A 15,882-nucleotide genomic window follows, 5' to 3' on the forward strand; every position below is an offset into this window, starting at 1 on the left:
ATGGACCAGACTCTCAAAGCGTATCGCGGAACGCTGACGGGACTGGATATCGAGTGGGGACGCAATACGTTTTGGGCTCCGGAAATCTATTGGCATGATGGAATCTATCATATGTATGTCTCGTATATTCAAGGCGTGCCGGAAGATTGGGGCCGTCAGGCCGATATGATGCATTATACAAGTCCTGATCTGATAACGTGGAATTTTCAATCCAAGCTGGCCATATGCGAGCAGAGCATCATAGATGCTTGTATTTATAGGCTGCCAAGCGGTACGTTCCGGATGTGGTTCAAAGAAAACAACCATACCTATGCGGCCGACAGCGCGGATTTGTATCATTGGGAGCGAGTTGGACCCGTGATCGAAGGACGCGGGCATGAGGGGCCGAATGTGTTCCGCTTCAAAGATTATTATTGGATGATCGTGGATGAGTGGAGAGGGCAGGGCGTTTACCGTTCGGACGATTTGATCGGCTGGGAGCGCAACGGCCTCATTCTCGATAAGCCGGGAACTAGAGAGGAGGACGGCACGATCGGCCTGCATGCCGATGTCGTCGTTCAGGGAGAAGAGGCATATATTTTTTACTTTACGCATCCCGGCAGAATCGGCGGGAATGAAGCTTCGACTTATGAGACAAGGCGTTCATCCATTCAGGCAGCGAAGCTTGAAGTCATTGACGGCGTCCTAGTATGCCACCGCGACAAGCCGTTCGAGCTGAGGCTGCAGCCGGAAACCGATTGAGCTCAGGGTCTGGAGAGTGGGGCCTTGGTCACGGTCTTTAGATTGCACAGCAGTCACATAAATTAATGGAATGACATTCACATCCTTTTTCCACAATTGTATCTGAATTACACCATACTCTCCGGCTACACTGAATGCGGGAACCAAATTCGAATGTATGAAGGAGAGAGGGAAAATGAAAAAGAAATTTGCAGCGTTGATGGTTAGTTTAATGATGTTCGCCGGAGTTGGAAGCGCGTATGCGAGTGAGGTGCGGCCGGCCCCGTCAGTGAACGAAAGCATAATGGAAAGCGGCGAAACCGCGTTTCTTGCCCAAAAGCCCGATGTGTTGAAGCAGATCCAGGATGAACTGCACAACATAACCCTTTACGGGTAGAACGGCTTGGATTGAAAACGCAAATTGTCCAAAAGCAGGATCAAATTCTCGACTTGATCATTGAGGCCAGAGAATCGGCGACAAGGAAGCGTTGAAACAAGCTGCCGAGGTTAGGAAACAGCTTTATAAGGTTAATGCGGAGCTTAAAGATTTGTGGAAAAAGATAGCCGTAGAAAAGAAAGCATTCAAGCAAGCCGTTAAGGACGGCAGCAACGAGCAAGCTCAGACGCATATTGACAGGGCGATCACAATCTTCGGCGAAATTAACGGTAAGCTAGGACAAAAGGCCGGTTTGCCCGATCAAATGATAGCCGATCTGAGCTAGCTAATGCCTTCCATAAGTTTGTGGCTGCGTATTTACAGAAGGGGCTGTTTCAAAAGCGGTAAGGTGGCTTGATGGACAGCTCGCTTTGAGCAACAATGACGCGAAAAGAAGAGGAAATGGCTGTGCAGGTTGTTAGTCCTGAACTGCCATTTTTTGATTTCGATCGATTGCTGCTTTCTTTAGCAGATTACGGACAAGCGAAAGCCGCCCGGCCACAAGGCCTGCCTTTGGCAATCCGCGAAGCAGGAATCACCTGTTTAATTCGATTTCACAAAACTAAATCGCGCTGCTCGGAGTATTAGTTTGATTTCACAAAACTAAATCGCACTCGGGGTGCGAGTATGGCGGATTAGCTCTATTTTGCAAACGTAATCGGTTATTTTTAGATGCTGCTCTCCCAATACGCTGTTTAATTAGGCACAATCAAACTAATTGCCCTCTATCGGATAACGATCTTCCATTAGTTTCGGAAAATCGAATTAAACTGCCGGGCGGTGAACGGTGCTGGAGAAGCGTGTAATTAAAAAGCGGCGATGTTTGCGGAATGAGCTTCTTCCGCAAACATTTTGACAAATGCTTGGAATAGTATTGACCTGTTCTTTTTAAAGAACTACAATGACTATATCGTCTGTTATAGCGTCTTTTCATTTTGATTGTAATCGCTTAGCTTGACATTAGGATCTAAACTGGCCGAAGGAGAATTCTATGATTGGGGAACGGATTAAAAGTCTACGGGAAAAAAAGGGCTATTCGATAACGAAGCTTGCCGACCTGGCAGGCGTATCCAAGTCCTACTTGAGCTACATTGAGCGCAATATGCAGAATAACCCATCTCTTCAAGTAATGGCAAAAATAGCAGCTCCTTTGGATTCTAACATTGAATATTTACTTGGAGAAGAGCCTTTACCAAAAATTCACGAGGAAGATATGTTGGACGAGGAATGGCAATTAATTATTAAAAATGCGGTTGATGAAGGTATGAGCAAAGGCGACTTTCAGGCTTTAAAAGACTTGATACGTTCGAATTTGTGGAAGGAAAGCAGGACGGATGCGAATGCAAATCCGGACGAGAAAAAGAAAACATCAAATATCATTATTCTTCATATCGATAACTGACAGTGAATGAAAAAAGATAAAATGATATTGACATGTTCTTTATAAAGAACTACTATTGACTTAGTGTTCTTTATAAAAAACAGTACTGGCAGGTGCACTCATGTATAGAAAACAAGACGATATGCAGACAGAGCGAAACGAGAAAGAAATAGGAAAAGAAATTAACCTCAAGGCATTATACACCACCATGAAAAAACGTCTCTGGATAGTCGCTCTTATTACCATCACATTGACGGTAATAGCGGGTATTTACAACTCAAGGCCTGAAACTCCTATGTATGCTGCTACCTCTCGAATAATTATCTCTGCCAGCGCCGATGTGGTGGGAACGGCGAGGGTCATGATTCGAGAACCAATTGTCCTTAACAAGGTGGCTGAGGAGTTAGGGCTGGATCGTTCTGCTGCAGAATTAAGAAGTCAAATAAGGTTGGGCACTGTCGATGACTCCCTTATTACGGTAGTAACGGTCGTCGATCCTGATGCCAAACTAGCGGCTGATATTGCAAACACTGGAGTTGAAGTGTATAGGGAGGTAGTTGCGGAAACGCTTGGTGTGAGCAATATCAGTGTACTTACAAAAGCGGAAGAAAGCTCGTTCTCTATAAATGAGAAAAGCAACACAATTTTGTTTGTCGCTTTTATCGCAGGTCTTATTTTGAGCATAGGATTAATCTTCTTTTTGGACTCTTTGGATGATTCAATCAGTTCGGAACGAGAGGTTGAGGAGATATTAGGCTTAACGATGCTTGGGCAAGTGTCCAAAATGAAAAGAAAAGATATACCAAAACAATCGAAGAAGCAGAAAAACATCTTAGCGCGAGGTGAAACTATTGGGTCGTGAACGAATAAAACCTGCGAAATCTTTCGTGAATAGAAGCCTGCTATCCTATACGGATCCTCATGGCAACATATCCGAGCAATACCGAACCATAAGAAACAATATCCATTATGCCGCAAACGAGAAAAAAGTCCGTTCTCTGTTAGTGACATCCCCTTCAGAAGGGGATGGGAAATCAACGGCTACCGTAAATTTGGCCATTTGCATGGCACAACGGGGTGATCGGGTACTTGTAATCGACGCCAACTTTAGAAATCCGATTATCCACCAAATTTTCAGCGTACAAACTTCTCCAGGCTTGTCGAATGTGTTAGGACAACAACTCGATATTCGCGAGGCGATTTATAACACCGAGGTCGAAAGCCTGGATATTTTGCCAAGCGGACAGCGATTTTTTAATTCAACAGAATTGCTTGATTCTCAGCTTATGGTTGAAGTCATGGAATACGCGGTTGCACATTATGATTTCATTCTACTCGACTGTCCTCCAGTATTAGGTTTGCCTGATACGAATGCATTGGTTAGTAAATGTGACGGTGTGATCCTTTTGCTAAAGAGCGGTAAAACGCAGCAAGAGCAGGCTAAGGAAGCCAAGCGTGCATTGCTATTTGCCAAAGCCAATATATTAGGCGTCATATTAAACAAAAAGAGCGTTTGATGATTAAATTCGGATAGCGCTTTTTTGCGGGTTATTGTTCTTTATTAAGCACAACAATTCTTGGAAAACGAATAATAGTAGAGTTCGGTAATGTCTCCTTACCGTTATCAACGGAGGCACTCGGCCATGCTGTGGGTTGAATGAAGCCTTAGACGCTAGTCGTCAAGAGTGTGGTGTGAGGGCGGGTTGAATGCCCTATGGCTCTACAATAGAGTTTTTAACTATGAGGTTTTGATTAAGACCTGATAGTTAAACACTCTAATGGAGTGTCGTTATAATCCATTCATTAGTCGTTATAAACCATTCATTATTCGATCTATCATCTGGAAAGGGTGAACTGGCTTTGACGTATCGGCAACGGTTATCTTTACTAATTATAATCGATTCTTTTATCGTGCTAACGGCCATCTTTTTTAGCAGGTTTTTGCTGGACGCCTCACTTAATGTGATAACGGCTCCCATCGTCATTAGTTCGATTACGCTGCTGCTTAGTCATCATTTCTTTTCCTTCTATTACAAGCTTTATAAGAAGGCGTGGGAATATGCGAGTGTTGGAGAGCTGATGATTATTACGAAGGCGGTCTCTCTCTCGATCGTAACGGCGGCGATCATTCAACAAATCGCCATGCAGGATGTGTTTTTTCGCTTACTAGCTGTAACCTGGATGATTCATATGCTGCTAATCGGCGGCTCAAGGCTTTGCTGGAGAATCGTAACAAGCAAATATCATAAAAATGGGGGGCAGCGCAAAAAGACATTGATTGTCGGAGCGGGATCGGCAGGCACGATGCTGGCTAGACAGCTTCTTAGAAATAGTGAAACGGAGCTTATGCCCTCCATGTTCGTGGACGATGACGTCAACAAGCATAATCTTGATATTATGGGAATTCCGGTTATCGGAGGAGTAGCGAGTATCGCTAGCATTGCGCGGATACATAAGATTGATAATATCGTAATCGCGATTCCTTCTCTTAATAAGAAGCAGCTTAATACGATCTTTACCGAATGCGCCAAGACGACAGCCAAAACCCAAATCATACCGATGCTTGAGGATTTGGCGACTGGGAAAGTATCCGTCAATCAATTTCGCGACGTGCAAGTAGAGGATTTGCTTGGCCGCGAGCCGGTAGAGCTCGATATCGACAGCATCTCGGGTTACGTTACGCAAAAGGTTGTTATGGTTACCGGCGCGGGCGGTTCAATCGGCTCGGAGGTATGTCGGCAAATATCCAAGTTTTTGCCGGAGAAGCTCATTCTGCTCGGACATGGGGAGAACAGCATCTATTCTATTGAAATGGAGCTAAGAGAGCTTTACGGGCATACAAAAATTCAGTTTGCGACCGAAATTGCCGATCTTCAGGATGCCGACAAAATGTTAGCTGTCATGCAGGCTCATCGTCCTCAGGTGGTTTATCATGCAGCAGCTCATAAGCATGTACCGCTAATGGAAAGAAATCCGGAGGAAGCATTCAAAAATAATGTTCTTGGCACGCTGAACGCAGCCAAAGCTGCAAGCATGAGCAGGGTCGACACCTTTGTTATGATTTCGACGGATAAAGCCGTAAATCCAACAAGTGTAATGGGAGCAACCAAGCGAATAGCGGAAATGATCATCCAGCATATGGACCGAATTAGTTCGACTAAGTTTGTTGCGGTGAGATTCGGTAATGTGCTCGGCAGCCGGGGCAGCGTCATTCCTTTATTCAAGAAGCAAATCGAGAAGGGCGGACCAGTTACGGTAACCCATCCCGACATGGTTAGGTATTTTATGACCATTCCCGAAGCTTCAAGGTTAGTTATCCAAGCAGGAGCGCTTGCGAACGGCGGTGAAATTTTCGTTCTGGATATGGGAGATCCGGTGAAAATAACCGATCTTGCTCAAAATGTGATTCGTATGTCGGGCTACACGGTAGAGGAAATAGGTATTCAATACACAGGAATCAGACCTGGCGAGAAGCTCTTTGAAGAAATGCTGAAGGAAAATGAAATGAATGATCAGCAGGTTTATCCAAAAATATACATAGGCAAATCAAATGAGGTTGATTACGAGGAGATTGAAGAAATCATTAGGGATTTCAACGGGATGAACAAAGCAGAATTGCGGATTCGTCTGCTCGATCTTGCAAATAATGTTGTTGTTTTACCGAAGTTTGTGTCGGTAACAGGATAATAATAGCGAAGGAGCGGTTAAACCCAATGAAAGTAAGAAAAGCGATCATTCCAGCTGCAGGCCTAGGTACAAGGTTCCTTCCAGCAACAAAAGCAATGCCAAAGGAAATGCTGCCGATTGTGGATAAACCAACCATTCAGTATATCGTGGAAGAAGCTATCGAATCAGGCATTGAGGATATTATTATCGTTACCGGAAAGCATAAGCGTGCAATTGAGGATCACTTCGATAACTCCGTGGAGCTGGAGCAAATCCTAACGGCGAAGCATAAATTTGACCTGTTAAGTGAGGTTCGGAAGTCATCTGACATGGTCGATATCCATTATATTCGCCAGAAAGAGCCTAAGGGCTTAGGGCATGCGATTTGGTGCGCTCGTAAGTTTATCGGAAACGAACCGTTTGCCGTCCTTTTAGGCGATGATATCATTTCCGCTGAAAAGCCGTGCATTAAGCAAATGATTGAGAAATACGAGCAATACCGGACCTCGGTAATTGGCGTGCAGCGCGTAGCGGAAGATACGGTATCCCGTTACGGAATCGTAGACGGCAGCTCAATGGAAGAATCATTCCATAGGGTTAAGCATCTCGTGGAGAAGCCGTCGCGTGAGGATGCGCCTTCCAACATGGCGATTATGGGGCGTTACATTCTTAGCCCGGCCATATTCGATGTGCTCGGCAATCAACCACCTGGCGCGGGAGGAGAAATCCAGCTAACGGATGCCATTGCTACACTCAATCTATCAGAGGCGGTATATGCTTATGAATTTGAGGGTAAGCGTTACGATGTGGGAGAAAAGCTGGGATTCATTCAAACGACAATCGAGTTCGCTATGCAGCGGGACGATCTGCGCTACGAGCTGTTAGAATACCTGTCGCAAATGGTGGAGAAGAACGCCGTTCGTAAATAACGCTGGTATAGGGTGGTAAATATGGCCAATAAAATTTTGTTTTGCGCAACCGTTGATTACCATTTCAAAGCTTTTCATTTACCGGTTATGGAATGGTTTAAACAGCAGGGGTGGGAGGTTCATGTCGCTGCCAAGGGCGAGATGGTCCTTCCTTTCGTTGACAGGAAATTTAATTTGTCCATAGAAAGGTCACCCTTGCGATTAAACAACGTGAAGGCATACCGTGAGCTGAAAGCGATCATCGAGGAACAGCATTACGAAATGATTCACTGCCATACCCCAATGGGGGGCGTGCTCGCGCGTCTGGCTGCCCAGTCAGCAAGAAGAAACGGAACGAAAGTGATTTATACGGCGCATGGATTTCACTTTTGCAAAGGATCCTCGATTGTGAACTGGCTGCTTTATTATCCCGTCGAGAAGAGGCTTTCGAGCCTCACCGATTGTCTGATTACGATAAATGACGAGGATTATAATCTTGCCGTTACGAGAGGTTTTAAAGCAAGGAGCATTGCGCACGTGCATGGTGTAGGCGTGAATACGTATAATTACAAACCTTTGCCGAAAATTGACAAATGGCGATTACGTCAGGAACTTGATTATCGTATCGACGATTTCTTAATGTTCTATGCAGCAGAGTTTAACAAAAATAAAAATCATCAGCTGCTTGTTAGAGCGTTCGCTGCCATAAAGGATCAAGTGCCTCATGCGCGGCTGCTGCTGGCGGGTCAAGGTCCTCTTCTGGAGCCATGCCGCGAGCTGGCAGCGCAGCTCGGAGTAGCATCGAGGGTACAGTTTCTAGGTTATCGAACCGACATTGATAAGCTGCTGCCTATTTGCGATGTCGCTGTTGCGTCTAGTCTTCGTGAAGGCTTGCCCGCTAACATTATGGAGGCAATGGCGTGCGCGCTTCCCATTGTAGCGACACAAAACAGAGGACATTCGTCGCTGATTACCGAGGGAGAGAATGGATTTATAATTGCGCCAAACGACACGGATATGTTTGCCAGCCGGTTGAAGCAGTTAAGTGAATCGATTGAGCTGAGACAGAGAATGGGGAATAGAAGTCTGCAGCTGGTGCAGAAATACGGTTTGATTCAGGTGAAGCAAGAGCTCGGAGAAATTTATACGTCATTTATGTTGGGGGAACGGAATGAATCCCAAAGTCAGTATCGTCGTGCCTATATATAACATGAAAGACTATTTGGTCAGATGCTTAAGGAGCCTGCTTACACAAAGCTTAACGGACATTGAGATTATTGCCGTTAATGATGGATCGCGGGATTCCAGCTTAGAACTCCTTCAGCATTACGCCGAAGTGGATTCACGAATCGTAATCATCGATAAAGAGAATGGCGGAGTATCCTCCGCAAGAAATGAGGGTGTGCTTGCAGCCAGAGGACAGTACATTGGGTTTGTTGATCCGGATGACTGGGTCAATCCTGTCATGTACGAGGAGATGCACCTGGCGGCTGTCCGGGATGATGCCGATATAGTCATGTGCACATACATTCGCGAGTTTGGAACACATTCGAAAGAGAAAACATTCGATTTGCCTGAAATGCAAATGTACCGTGGAACTGATGTGCAGGAGAAAATACTCAGGCGGCTTGTCGGTCCTGTGAAGGAAGAGCTTGCGAACCCGGAGTACTTAGATGCATGGGGGACGGTCTGGTCAAAGCTTTATCGCGCCGAATTATTGAAAAACAATGATTTGAAATTCATGGATCTCAGCGTGATCGGAAGCAATGAAGACACTCTCTTTAACATTCATGCATTTTATTATGCGAAAGTTTTTGTCTTTCTCAATCGTCCGTTCTATCACTATTGGCGTGCGAATGCAGCATCGATTACTTCCACCTATAATCCTGTGCTGGCACAAAGATTCGATAAGCTGTACAACTGCATACAGTCCTTTGTATCCGAGAAAAAACTGCCTCTTGCGTATAAAACAGCCTTAAACAATCGGATTTGTATGAATGTATTGGGATTAGGACTTAACATTATGAGCGAGGATCATGAGACTTCTACACGAAAGAAGTTGAAAGCTCTAAATCTTTTGTTGCGCAGCGAGAGAATAAGCGAGTCTCTTAAAGCGTTTGAATTAGGCTATTGCCCTTTGGTCTGGAGGGCATTTTTTTTATGCGCTAAATTCAGATTTTCACTAGCTATTTACTTCATGCTTAAAGCGATTAACTGGATTCGGATTAGGAATACGGGGAGGATTACAGGTGAAACCGGTTCGAATATTGCAAGTGGTAACGATTATGAATCGCGGCGGATTAGAAACCATGCTGATGAACTATTACCGTCAAATGGATCGAAGCAAAATTCAATTTGACTTCATCGTTCACCGTCAAGAGGAAGGGCATTATGATCACGAGATTACAGCGCTGGGCGGAAAAATTTATCGCATGCCTCAAATCAGGCCGGGCCAATATAAATCATATTTCAGAGCATTAGATCAGTTCTTTATCGGCCATCCTGATTATCATGTTGTCCACTCCCATATTAATGAGAACAGCAGCTTTATTCTAAAAGCGGCAAAGAAGGCTGGAATACCTTGCCGAATCATGCATAGTCATTTAAGCGATTTGTCTCTGGATATTAAATTTCCGTTTCGTGTATACGCAAGGCTCTCTATGAAGGATAATCCGAGCAGCTATTTTGCCTGCTCGAAGAAAGCCGGAAAATGGTTGTTCGGCAAGCAAATATCCGAATCAGGCAAGGTGATTGTGCTTAATAACGCAGTAAACGTAAATGAGTTTTCATTCAATCAACGGTTGCGAGATGAAATAAGAGAAGAGCTGTCCGCCGGTGATCGTTTAGTCATCGGTCACATTGGAAGATTCAATGAACAAAAAAATCATGATTTTTTAATTGATGTTTTTAAAGAGATACATGACAAAGAACCTAATTCCTTGCTTATACTGGCTGGCGATGGTCATTTGAGACCCATGATCGAAAAGAAAATAAAGAAATTGGGCTTGTCGGAGCATGTGAGGATTCTCGGTGTCCGCAATGATATATCAAGGCTGCTGCAAGGAATGGATATCTTCTTGTTTCCTTCCTTATTCGAAGGGCTCCCGGTTGTACTGGTTGAAGCCCAAGCAGCCGGTTTGCGCTGTGTCATTTCCGATACGATCACATCGGAAACCGATGTAACAGGCAGGCTTCAGTTTATTAGTTTAAAACAGTCTGCCGAATTCTGGGCTCAAGAGATTATCGCAACTTCCTGCGAGCATGCGGACACATCAGATTTGTTAAGAAAAAATGGTTACGACACGACTACTATGGCGAAATGGCTATCGGACTACTATATGGATCAGTTGTCCATGGCTGCTTCAAGATAATGGGGGATAGAGAGTGAAGCCGACTTTAACAGTGTTTACGCCTACATATAATCGTGCCTATACGCTGCATCTTTGCTACGAGAGCTTAAAACGTCAGAGCTGTAAGGATTTTGTTTGGCTCATCATTGACGATGGCTCTACGGACAATACGAAAGAGCTCGTAGCGCATTGGATAGAAGAGAATTGCATTCCGATCCGCTATCACTTCCAAGAAAACAAGGGAATGCATGGTGCACATAATGCAGCCTATGAACGTATTGAGACTGAATTGAATGTTTGCATTGACTCAGACGATTATATGGCTGACGACGCTGTCGAGAAAATAACAGCTTTCTGGAAAGAATCAGGAAGTAACCGTTATGCGGGAATTGTTGGGCTGGACGTATCACAAAGCGGTGAAGTTATTGGAACGAGGCTTCCCGAACGCTTGAAGCATTCCACTCTTACAGAATTATACGCCATGCATCAGGTAAAGGGCGATAAGAAGCTCGTATATCGAACGGAACTAACGAGCAAGTATCCTCCTTATCCGATATTTCCAGGAGAGAAATACTGTCCCTTATCTTATAAATACATTCTAATTGATCAGGATTATCCGCTGCTCATTATGAACGAGGTACTTTGTGTCGTTGAGTACATGCAGGACGGATCAAGCTTGAACATCATTAAGCAATACAAAAAAAATCCTCATGGCTTTTCTTTCTTTCGTAAAGTAGCAATGGCCTATGCTCCGTCCTTGAAGGATAGCATTAGGGAGGCCATTCATTATGTATCCAGCAGCATCATTATACGAAATAAAAACTTTCTGAAAGAGTCGCCTCGGAAATGGGTCACTTTTTTTGCCATACCTTTCGGCGTCCTATTGTATATTTACATTCAGAATACTAGTAAAGCAACGGTCTTGAAGCAAAATCGTTAAGCATCCGATCTTCTAAAACAACAATGAAGGGGACGAATAAAATGTCGATACTGTGGATCACGCTGGCTTTCGTTTTCTCAGTCTCTTTAGTGGCCAGATACTTTTCAGTACCAACAGGGATCGCCCCTTCTAGGATCATACCTAACAGGTACCTCGCTTTTATTGCAGCGCTTGCGCTCGCTGCCGTATCCGGTCTTCGAGTAAATATAGGAGATACCTATTTATATATGCACAGCTACGAGGTCGGAGATTTCAGCTGGGCATCCGTTGTTAACAGCCATGATAAAGCCTTTAATATTTTGCAAATGCTGCTAAAGCAGCTGTCGGACGATCCGCAAATCCTTGTTTTAACAACTGGAATTTTGACCAATTTGCTGATTGTAATGGTTTTATACAACTATACAAGATTGTTTGAGCTTAGCGTCTTTTTATACATAACGACGGGAACATTTACGGTGTCGATGAACGGGATCAGGCAGTTTCTGGCTGCTGCGATTGTATTTTCCGCTACAAAATTTCTGCTGGAAGGCAAATGGAAAGCTTACATAACAATCGTTGTAATTGCTTCCTTCTTTCATCAGAGCGCGTTGATCATGATTCCGGTTTATTTTATCGTACGAAGGAAAGCGTGGACGAAAACGACTTTTATGCTGCTATCACTCGCCGTTCTCATTGTCGTTGGCTTTAATGAGTTTTCCGAGCTCTTATTCACGGCGATCAAGGATACGCAGTATGGTCATTATGAAGCGTTTGCCGAAGGCGGAGCTAGTACAATCAGGGCCATTGTCTGGATTATACCGGTCGTTATTGCCTACTTGGGAAGAACAAGGCTTAGTCAAATTTTTCCCAGAGCAGATATTATTGTGAATGTATCGCTGATCGGCGTTATTCTGATGATCATATCTACGCAAAATTGGATTTTCGCTAGAATGGCGATTTATTTTAATTTATATCAGCTTATTTTAATTGCGTGGTTAATTAAAGTATTCCGGGAAAAGGATCAGAAGCTGGTGTATTTGGTGATATTGATTTCTTATTTTTTATTTTACTTCTATGAATGCGTCATAGCTCTTGAGCTGGAATACAAAAGTGATTACTTAATTTGGCCGTTTTAAGGGGGTAAACGAATGAAGGCTTCAACCAAAATTCCTCGTATTGTCCATTATTGCTGGTTTGGGCGCGGGGAAAAACCAAAAAAAATGGTCAAATGCATGCGAAGCTGGCAAAAGCATTTAAGCGGCTATCAATTTATCGAATGGAATGAAGATAATTTCGATCTCTCTGTGAACAGGTATGTGATGGAGGCATACAAGGCCAAAAAATACGCATTCGTTAGTGACTATGCGCGATTGTACGCCTTATATCATCACGGAGGAGTTTACATGGATACGGATGTCGAAGTTATAAAGCCGCTTGATAAATTTTTGAATCATGAGGCCTTCTCCGGCTTCGAAGATCAAACATTTCTCCAGTCGGGGACAATGGGAGCGGCCAAACAACATCCTTGGATCAAAGAACTGCTGCAATATTACGATAACAGAAGCTTTTTGCATGAGGACGGTTCATACGATACAACAACGAATACGGCGGTTATTACGGCGATTTGCAAAAATCATGGTTTAGTTCTAAACGGTAAGCATCAGGTTCTTCAAAATGGAGTGAACTTCTATCCGAGAGATTATTTTAGTCCTTACGATTATATCAATGGCGGAAATTACAGGACGGATGATAGCCATACCATTCATCACTTCGCAAAATCTTGGCTTCCTGCGCATGTCCGGTTAAGAGGCGATGTGAAAAGGGTGGTAAGCCGCGTAGTAGGACCCAAAATGATAGCTCAAATGAGAAAGCTGTTATCTTCTTCTAATTAATGCGGAATTTATACGAGGGTTAGGAGTCATGATTAATGTTGAAACGATTATTCGATGTAGTTATTGCCGGCACACTGCTTTTGCTTTTTGTACCAGTCCTATTGATCACGGCAATTTTAGTTCGGATTAAGCTCGGCTCGCCGGTCGTATTCAAGCAGCAGCGTCCGGGTTTGCACGGCATTCCATTTCATGTGTATAAATTTCGTACAATGACCGATGAGAAAGACAGTTTCGGCCAATTACTGCCCGATCACTTGAGACTGACAGCCTTCGGCAGCCTGATGCGCAAATTCAGCCTGGATGAGCTGCTTCAGCTCATTAACGTAATTAAAGGCGATCTTAGCCTAATCGGGCCCCGGCCGCTGCTTATGGAGTATTTGCCGCTGTATACCGAAGAGCAAGCGAAGCGCCATCTCGTTCGGCCGGGCATTACCGGCTGGGCTCAAATTCACGGCCGCAACGCGGTCACGTGGGAAGAGCGATTCGAGCGCGATGTGTGGTATGTGGAAAATCAAAGTCTGGCGTTGGATTTCAAAATACTGCTGCTTACCGTGAAGAAGGTCATTCGGTCCGAAGGGGTATCGAATGCCAATCATGTAACGATGCCGGTGTTTCAAGGAACGACAACCGGCAGCGAAGGATAAAGCCATTTTTCAAGCAGCGTACTGCTTGGGAGATGGCTTCTTTTTTAATAAATTATAGAAAAGGATGTGTAGCAACGTGCAAGCGAATGAAATGAAACGAATTTATTTATCCCCTCCTCATATGAGCGGTAAGGAGCGCCATTATATCGATGAAGCGTTTGAGACGAATTGGATTGCTCCGCTTGGTCCGAATATAGACGCATTCGAGAAACAGCTGGCAGCCTATACGGGAGCTGCTGATGCGGTTGCAGTCAGCTCCGGCACAGCAGCTATTCACCTATCGCTGCAATTGCTTGGCGTAGGCGCAGGGGATACCGTATTTTGCTCGAGCTTCACATTTGTTGCGAGCGCCAATCCGATCCGATATTGCGGGGCGGAGCCCATCTTCATTGATTCCGAGCCGGATACGTGGAATATGTCGCCTGAGGCGCTGCAGCAGGCTTTCGAGGATGCGAATCGTCAGGGAAAGCTGCCAAAAGCGGTTATTGTCGTTCATTTGTACGGTCAGGTATCGAAGATGGACGAGATCATTGCACTGTGCGAGCAATATGAGGTTCCGCTAGTCGAGGATGCAGCGGAATCGCTTGGCTCAACTTATAAAGGCAAGCAAAGCGGCACCTTCGGCAAGTTCGGCGTCTACTCCTTTAACGGGAACAAAATCATAACGACCTCGGGCGGCGGCATGCTGGTATCGGACGATGTCGAGCTATTAAGAAAGGCGCGTTTTCTTGCTACGCAGGCAAGGGATGCCGCCCCACATTATCAGCACAGCAGCATTGGCTTTAACTATCGGATGAGCAATTTGTTAGCAGGTGTCGGCAGAGCGCAATTAGAGGTTTTGGATGAACGGGTAGCGGCAAGAAGGACGGTATACGAAAATTATGCGGGAGCATTCGCGGATCGAAGAGGAATCAGCTTCATGCCCGAATTAACCGGTACGAAATCCAATCGTTGGCTGACTGCTTTAGTTATGGATGAGCAGGAGACGAAAGTAACGATACCGGAGCTTCTGGACGCGCTGGCGGCTGCCAACATTGAGGCTCGGCCGCTATGGAAGCCGTTGCATTTGCAGCCTCTATTTGAAGGCAGCCGCTTCTATGCCCATAATGACGGCGAATCTGTATGCGGGCGTTTATTCCAAAGCGGCATTTGTTTGCCGTCAGGATCAAGCATGACTGTCGTCGATCAGGTAAGAGTTGTCGATTGCATGAATGACGTCTTCGACAGATCGGTAAAGAAAAGCGTCCAATCGGCATAAACAACAGGTTACAGGTAACGCTCGCCCTTTTCTCTTGCTCGAATGACTTTGGCTGGCGTACCGTAAGCGACCGAATAGGATGGAATATCGGATAAGACGGTAGATCCGGCACCGATGACGGTATGCTCACCGATCGTTTTGCCATGAATAATATTTGCGCCTAAGGAAATGACGGAATAGTCTTCAATGCTGACACTGCCTCCCGTACCGGCTTTTGGAGCCAGCGTGACAAAGCTGCCGAGCGTGGAGTCGTGATCGACCGTAGCTTGGGAATAAAGTACGCTATGCTTACCAATGCTTGTATCGCTGTTAACGACGCAGCCTGCCATGACTACTGTCCCTGCGCCGATTTGTGCGCCTCTGGCAATAGAAGCGGATGGGTGGATGGCGGTAATATAGGTGAACCGGGGATGAATGCCGGCGATTTTCGCTGCGATGGACGAACGGGTCCAATTATCTCCGATGGCTATGATGCCGAGGCTTATACAATCAGAGTTCGCTGTCAGCCAGCCTTCATCGCCTAAAATTTCATAGCCATAAAAAATCGAACCTGCTGGTTTATAGCCGTCCAGCAAACCCGCGATACGATACAAACCTGCTTTCTCTATCGTATCAATAACGGCCTTCGCATGACCGCCGGCACCATATACGACAATGCTTTGCATGAGCTTCACTCTTCTCTCCTAATAAACTGTTTCTATGGACACT

Annotated in this window: 18 protein-coding genes; 17 read left to right on the forward strand and 1 reads right to left on the reverse strand. The window is 45.0% G+C overall.

Annotated elements, in window-relative coordinates; all coding sequences use genetic code 11:
- The 17 genes from AC0YNZ_RS11040 to AC0YNZ_RS11120 all read left to right on the forward strand — a co-directional run bounded on the left by AC0YNZ_RS11040 (position 1) and on the right by AC0YNZ_RS11120 (position 15,174).
- Positions 1-741, forward strand: a complete 741-nt coding sequence (locus tag AC0YNZ_RS11040) for a glycoside hydrolase family protein (protein ID WP_475826652.1) — start codon at positions 1-3, stop codon at positions 739-741.
- Between the two features lie 175 nt (positions 742-916).
- Positions 917-1,117 carry a hypothetical protein gene (locus tag AC0YNZ_RS11045; protein ID WP_475826653.1) on the forward strand — a complete coding sequence of 67 codons (201 nt, stop codon included), beginning with the start codon at positions 917-919 and terminating at the stop codon, positions 1,115-1,117.
- Positions 1,118-1,268: 151 nt separating this feature from the next.
- Positions 1,269-1,442 carry a hypothetical protein gene (locus tag AC0YNZ_RS11050; RefSeq protein ID WP_475826654.1) on the forward strand — a complete coding sequence of 58 codons (174 nt, stop codon included), beginning with the start codon at positions 1,269-1,271 and terminating at the stop codon, positions 1,440-1,442.
- A 95-nt stretch (positions 1,443-1,537) separates the two neighbouring features.
- Positions 1,538-1,744: a hypothetical protein gene (locus AC0YNZ_RS11055; RefSeq protein WP_475826655.1), complete on the forward strand. Its 207-nt coding sequence runs from the start codon at positions 1,538-1,540 to the stop codon at positions 1,742-1,744.
- 403 nt (positions 1,745-2,147) lie between these two features.
- Positions 2,148-2,558 (forward strand): helix-turn-helix domain-containing protein, encoded by a 411-nt coding sequence (locus AC0YNZ_RS11060; protein ID WP_475826656.1) that lies wholly within the window; start codon positions 2,148-2,150, stop codon positions 2,556-2,558.
- Positions 2,559-2,658: 100 nt separating this feature from the next.
- A complete protein-coding gene (locus AC0YNZ_RS11065; RefSeq protein WP_475826657.1) occupies positions 2,659-3,399 on the forward strand; it encodes a YveK family protein in 741 nt (246 codons plus the stop codon).
- Positions 3,389-4,054, forward strand: a complete 666-nt coding sequence (locus AC0YNZ_RS11070; RefSeq protein ID WP_475826658.1) for a CpsD/CapB family tyrosine-protein kinase — start codon at positions 3,389-3,391, stop codon at positions 4,052-4,054. The genes AC0YNZ_RS11065 and AC0YNZ_RS11070 overlap by 11 nt, the downstream gene beginning before the upstream one ends.
- A 343-nt stretch (positions 4,055-4,397) precedes the next feature.
- Positions 4,398-6,224, forward strand: coding sequence for a polysaccharide biosynthesis protein (locus tag AC0YNZ_RS11075; RefSeq protein ID WP_475826659.1), 1,827 nt, complete (start codon positions 4,398-4,400; stop codon positions 6,222-6,224).
- A 26-nt stretch (positions 6,225-6,250) separates the two neighbouring features.
- Positions 6,251-7,132, forward strand: coding sequence for a UTP--glucose-1-phosphate uridylyltransferase GalU (galU, locus tag AC0YNZ_RS11080; protein ID WP_475826660.1), 882 nt, complete (start codon positions 6,251-6,253; stop codon positions 7,130-7,132).
- 21 nt (positions 7,133-7,153) lie between these two features.
- Positions 7,154-8,320, forward strand: coding sequence for a glycosyltransferase family 4 protein (locus AC0YNZ_RS11085; RefSeq protein WP_475826661.1), 1,167 nt, complete (start codon positions 7,154-7,156; stop codon positions 8,318-8,320).
- Complete coding sequence (locus AC0YNZ_RS11090; protein ID WP_475826662.1) at positions 8,283-9,470, forward strand: glycosyltransferase; 1,188 nt, start codon at positions 8,283-8,285, stop codon at positions 9,468-9,470. Before AC0YNZ_RS11085 ends, AC0YNZ_RS11090 begins: the two co-directional genes overlap by 38 nt.
- On the forward strand, positions 9,361-10,482 hold the full coding sequence (locus AC0YNZ_RS11095) for a glycosyltransferase family 1 protein (protein WP_475826663.1): 1,122 nt from the start codon (positions 9,361-9,363) through the stop codon (positions 10,480-10,482). The genes AC0YNZ_RS11090 and AC0YNZ_RS11095 overlap by 110 nt, the downstream gene beginning before the upstream one ends.
- A 13-nt stretch (positions 10,483-10,495) precedes the next feature.
- Positions 10,496-11,401: a glycosyltransferase family 2 protein gene (locus AC0YNZ_RS11100; RefSeq protein WP_475826664.1), complete on the forward strand. Its 906-nt coding sequence runs from the start codon at positions 10,496-10,498 to the stop codon at positions 11,399-11,401.
- A 41-nt stretch (positions 11,402-11,442) separates the two neighbouring features.
- A complete protein-coding gene (locus AC0YNZ_RS11105; RefSeq protein ID WP_475826665.1) occupies positions 11,443-12,516 on the forward strand; it encodes an EpsG family protein in 1,074 nt (357 codons plus the stop codon).
- A gap of 12 nt (positions 12,517-12,528) precedes the next feature.
- Positions 12,529-13,272: a glycosyltransferase family 32 protein gene (locus AC0YNZ_RS11110; RefSeq protein ID WP_475826666.1), complete on the forward strand. Its 744-nt coding sequence runs from the start codon at positions 12,529-12,531 to the stop codon at positions 13,270-13,272.
- A 38-nt stretch (positions 13,273-13,310) separates the two neighbouring features.
- On the forward strand, positions 13,311-13,916 hold the full coding sequence (locus tag AC0YNZ_RS11115) for a sugar transferase (RefSeq protein ID WP_475826796.1): 606 nt from the start codon (positions 13,311-13,313) through the stop codon (positions 13,914-13,916).
- Between the two features lie 91 nt (positions 13,917-14,007).
- Entirely contained in the window at positions 14,008-15,174 is a 1,167-nt protein-coding gene (locus tag AC0YNZ_RS11120) for an aminotransferase class I/II-fold pyridoxal phosphate-dependent enzyme (RefSeq protein ID WP_475826797.1), read from the forward strand.
- An 8-nt stretch (positions 15,175-15,182) separates the two neighbouring features.
- On the opposite strand, the gene AC0YNZ_RS11125 is transcribed toward AC0YNZ_RS11120, so the two are convergent.
- Positions 15,183-15,839 (reverse strand): acetyltransferase, encoded by a 657-nt coding sequence (locus tag AC0YNZ_RS11125; protein ID WP_475826798.1) that lies wholly within the window; start codon positions 15,837-15,839, stop codon positions 15,183-15,185.
- Positions 15,840-15,882: the final 43 nt, after the last annotated feature.

The organism is Paenibacillus sp. J2L1-98, from assembly GCF_056269405.1.

What these genes read in the sequence shown, in the direction of transcription:
- AC0YNZ_RS11040 (WP_475826652.1), top strand. Translation starts at nt 1, where the DNA reads ATGGACCAGACTCTCAAAGCGTATCGCGGAACGCTGACGGGACTGGAT.
- AC0YNZ_RS11045 (WP_475826653.1), top strand. Translation starts at nt 917, where the DNA reads ATGAAAAAGAAATTTGCAGCGTTGATGGTTAGTTTAATGATGTTCGCC.
- AC0YNZ_RS11055 (WP_475826655.1), top strand. Translation starts at nt 1,538, where the DNA reads ATGACGCGAAAAGAAGAGGAAATGGCTGTGCAGGTTGTTAGTCCTGAA.
- AC0YNZ_RS11060 (WP_475826656.1), top strand. Translation starts at nt 2,148, where the DNA reads ATGATTGGGGAACGGATTAAAAGTCTACGGGAAAAAAAGGGCTATTCG.
- AC0YNZ_RS11065 (WP_475826657.1), top strand. Translation starts at nt 2,659, where the DNA reads ATGTATAGAAAACAAGACGATATGCAGACAGAGCGAAACGAGAAAGAA.
- galU (WP_475826660.1), top strand. Translation starts at nt 6,251, where the DNA reads ATGAAAGTAAGAAAAGCGATCATTCCAGCTGCAGGCCTAGGTACAAGG.
- AC0YNZ_RS11085 (WP_475826661.1), top strand. Translation starts at nt 7,154, where the DNA reads ATGGCCAATAAAATTTTGTTTTGCGCAACCGTTGATTACCATTTCAAA.
- AC0YNZ_RS11090 (WP_475826662.1), top strand. Translation starts at nt 8,283, where the DNA reads ATGAATCCCAAAGTCAGTATCGTCGTGCCTATATATAACATGAAAGAC.
- AC0YNZ_RS11105 (WP_475826665.1), top strand. Translation starts at nt 11,443, where the DNA reads ATGTCGATACTGTGGATCACGCTGGCTTTCGTTTTCTCAGTCTCTTTA.
- AC0YNZ_RS11110 (WP_475826666.1), top strand. Translation starts at nt 12,529, where the DNA reads ATGAAGGCTTCAACCAAAATTCCTCGTATTGTCCATTATTGCTGGTTT.
- AC0YNZ_RS11120 (WP_475826797.1), top strand. Translation starts at nt 14,008, where the DNA reads ATGAAACGAATTTATTTATCCCCTCCTCATATGAGCGGTAAGGAGCGC.
- AC0YNZ_RS11125 (WP_475826798.1), bottom strand. Translation starts at nt 15,839, where the DNA reads ATGCAAAGCATTGTCGTATATGGTGCCGGCGGTCATGCGAAGGCCGTT.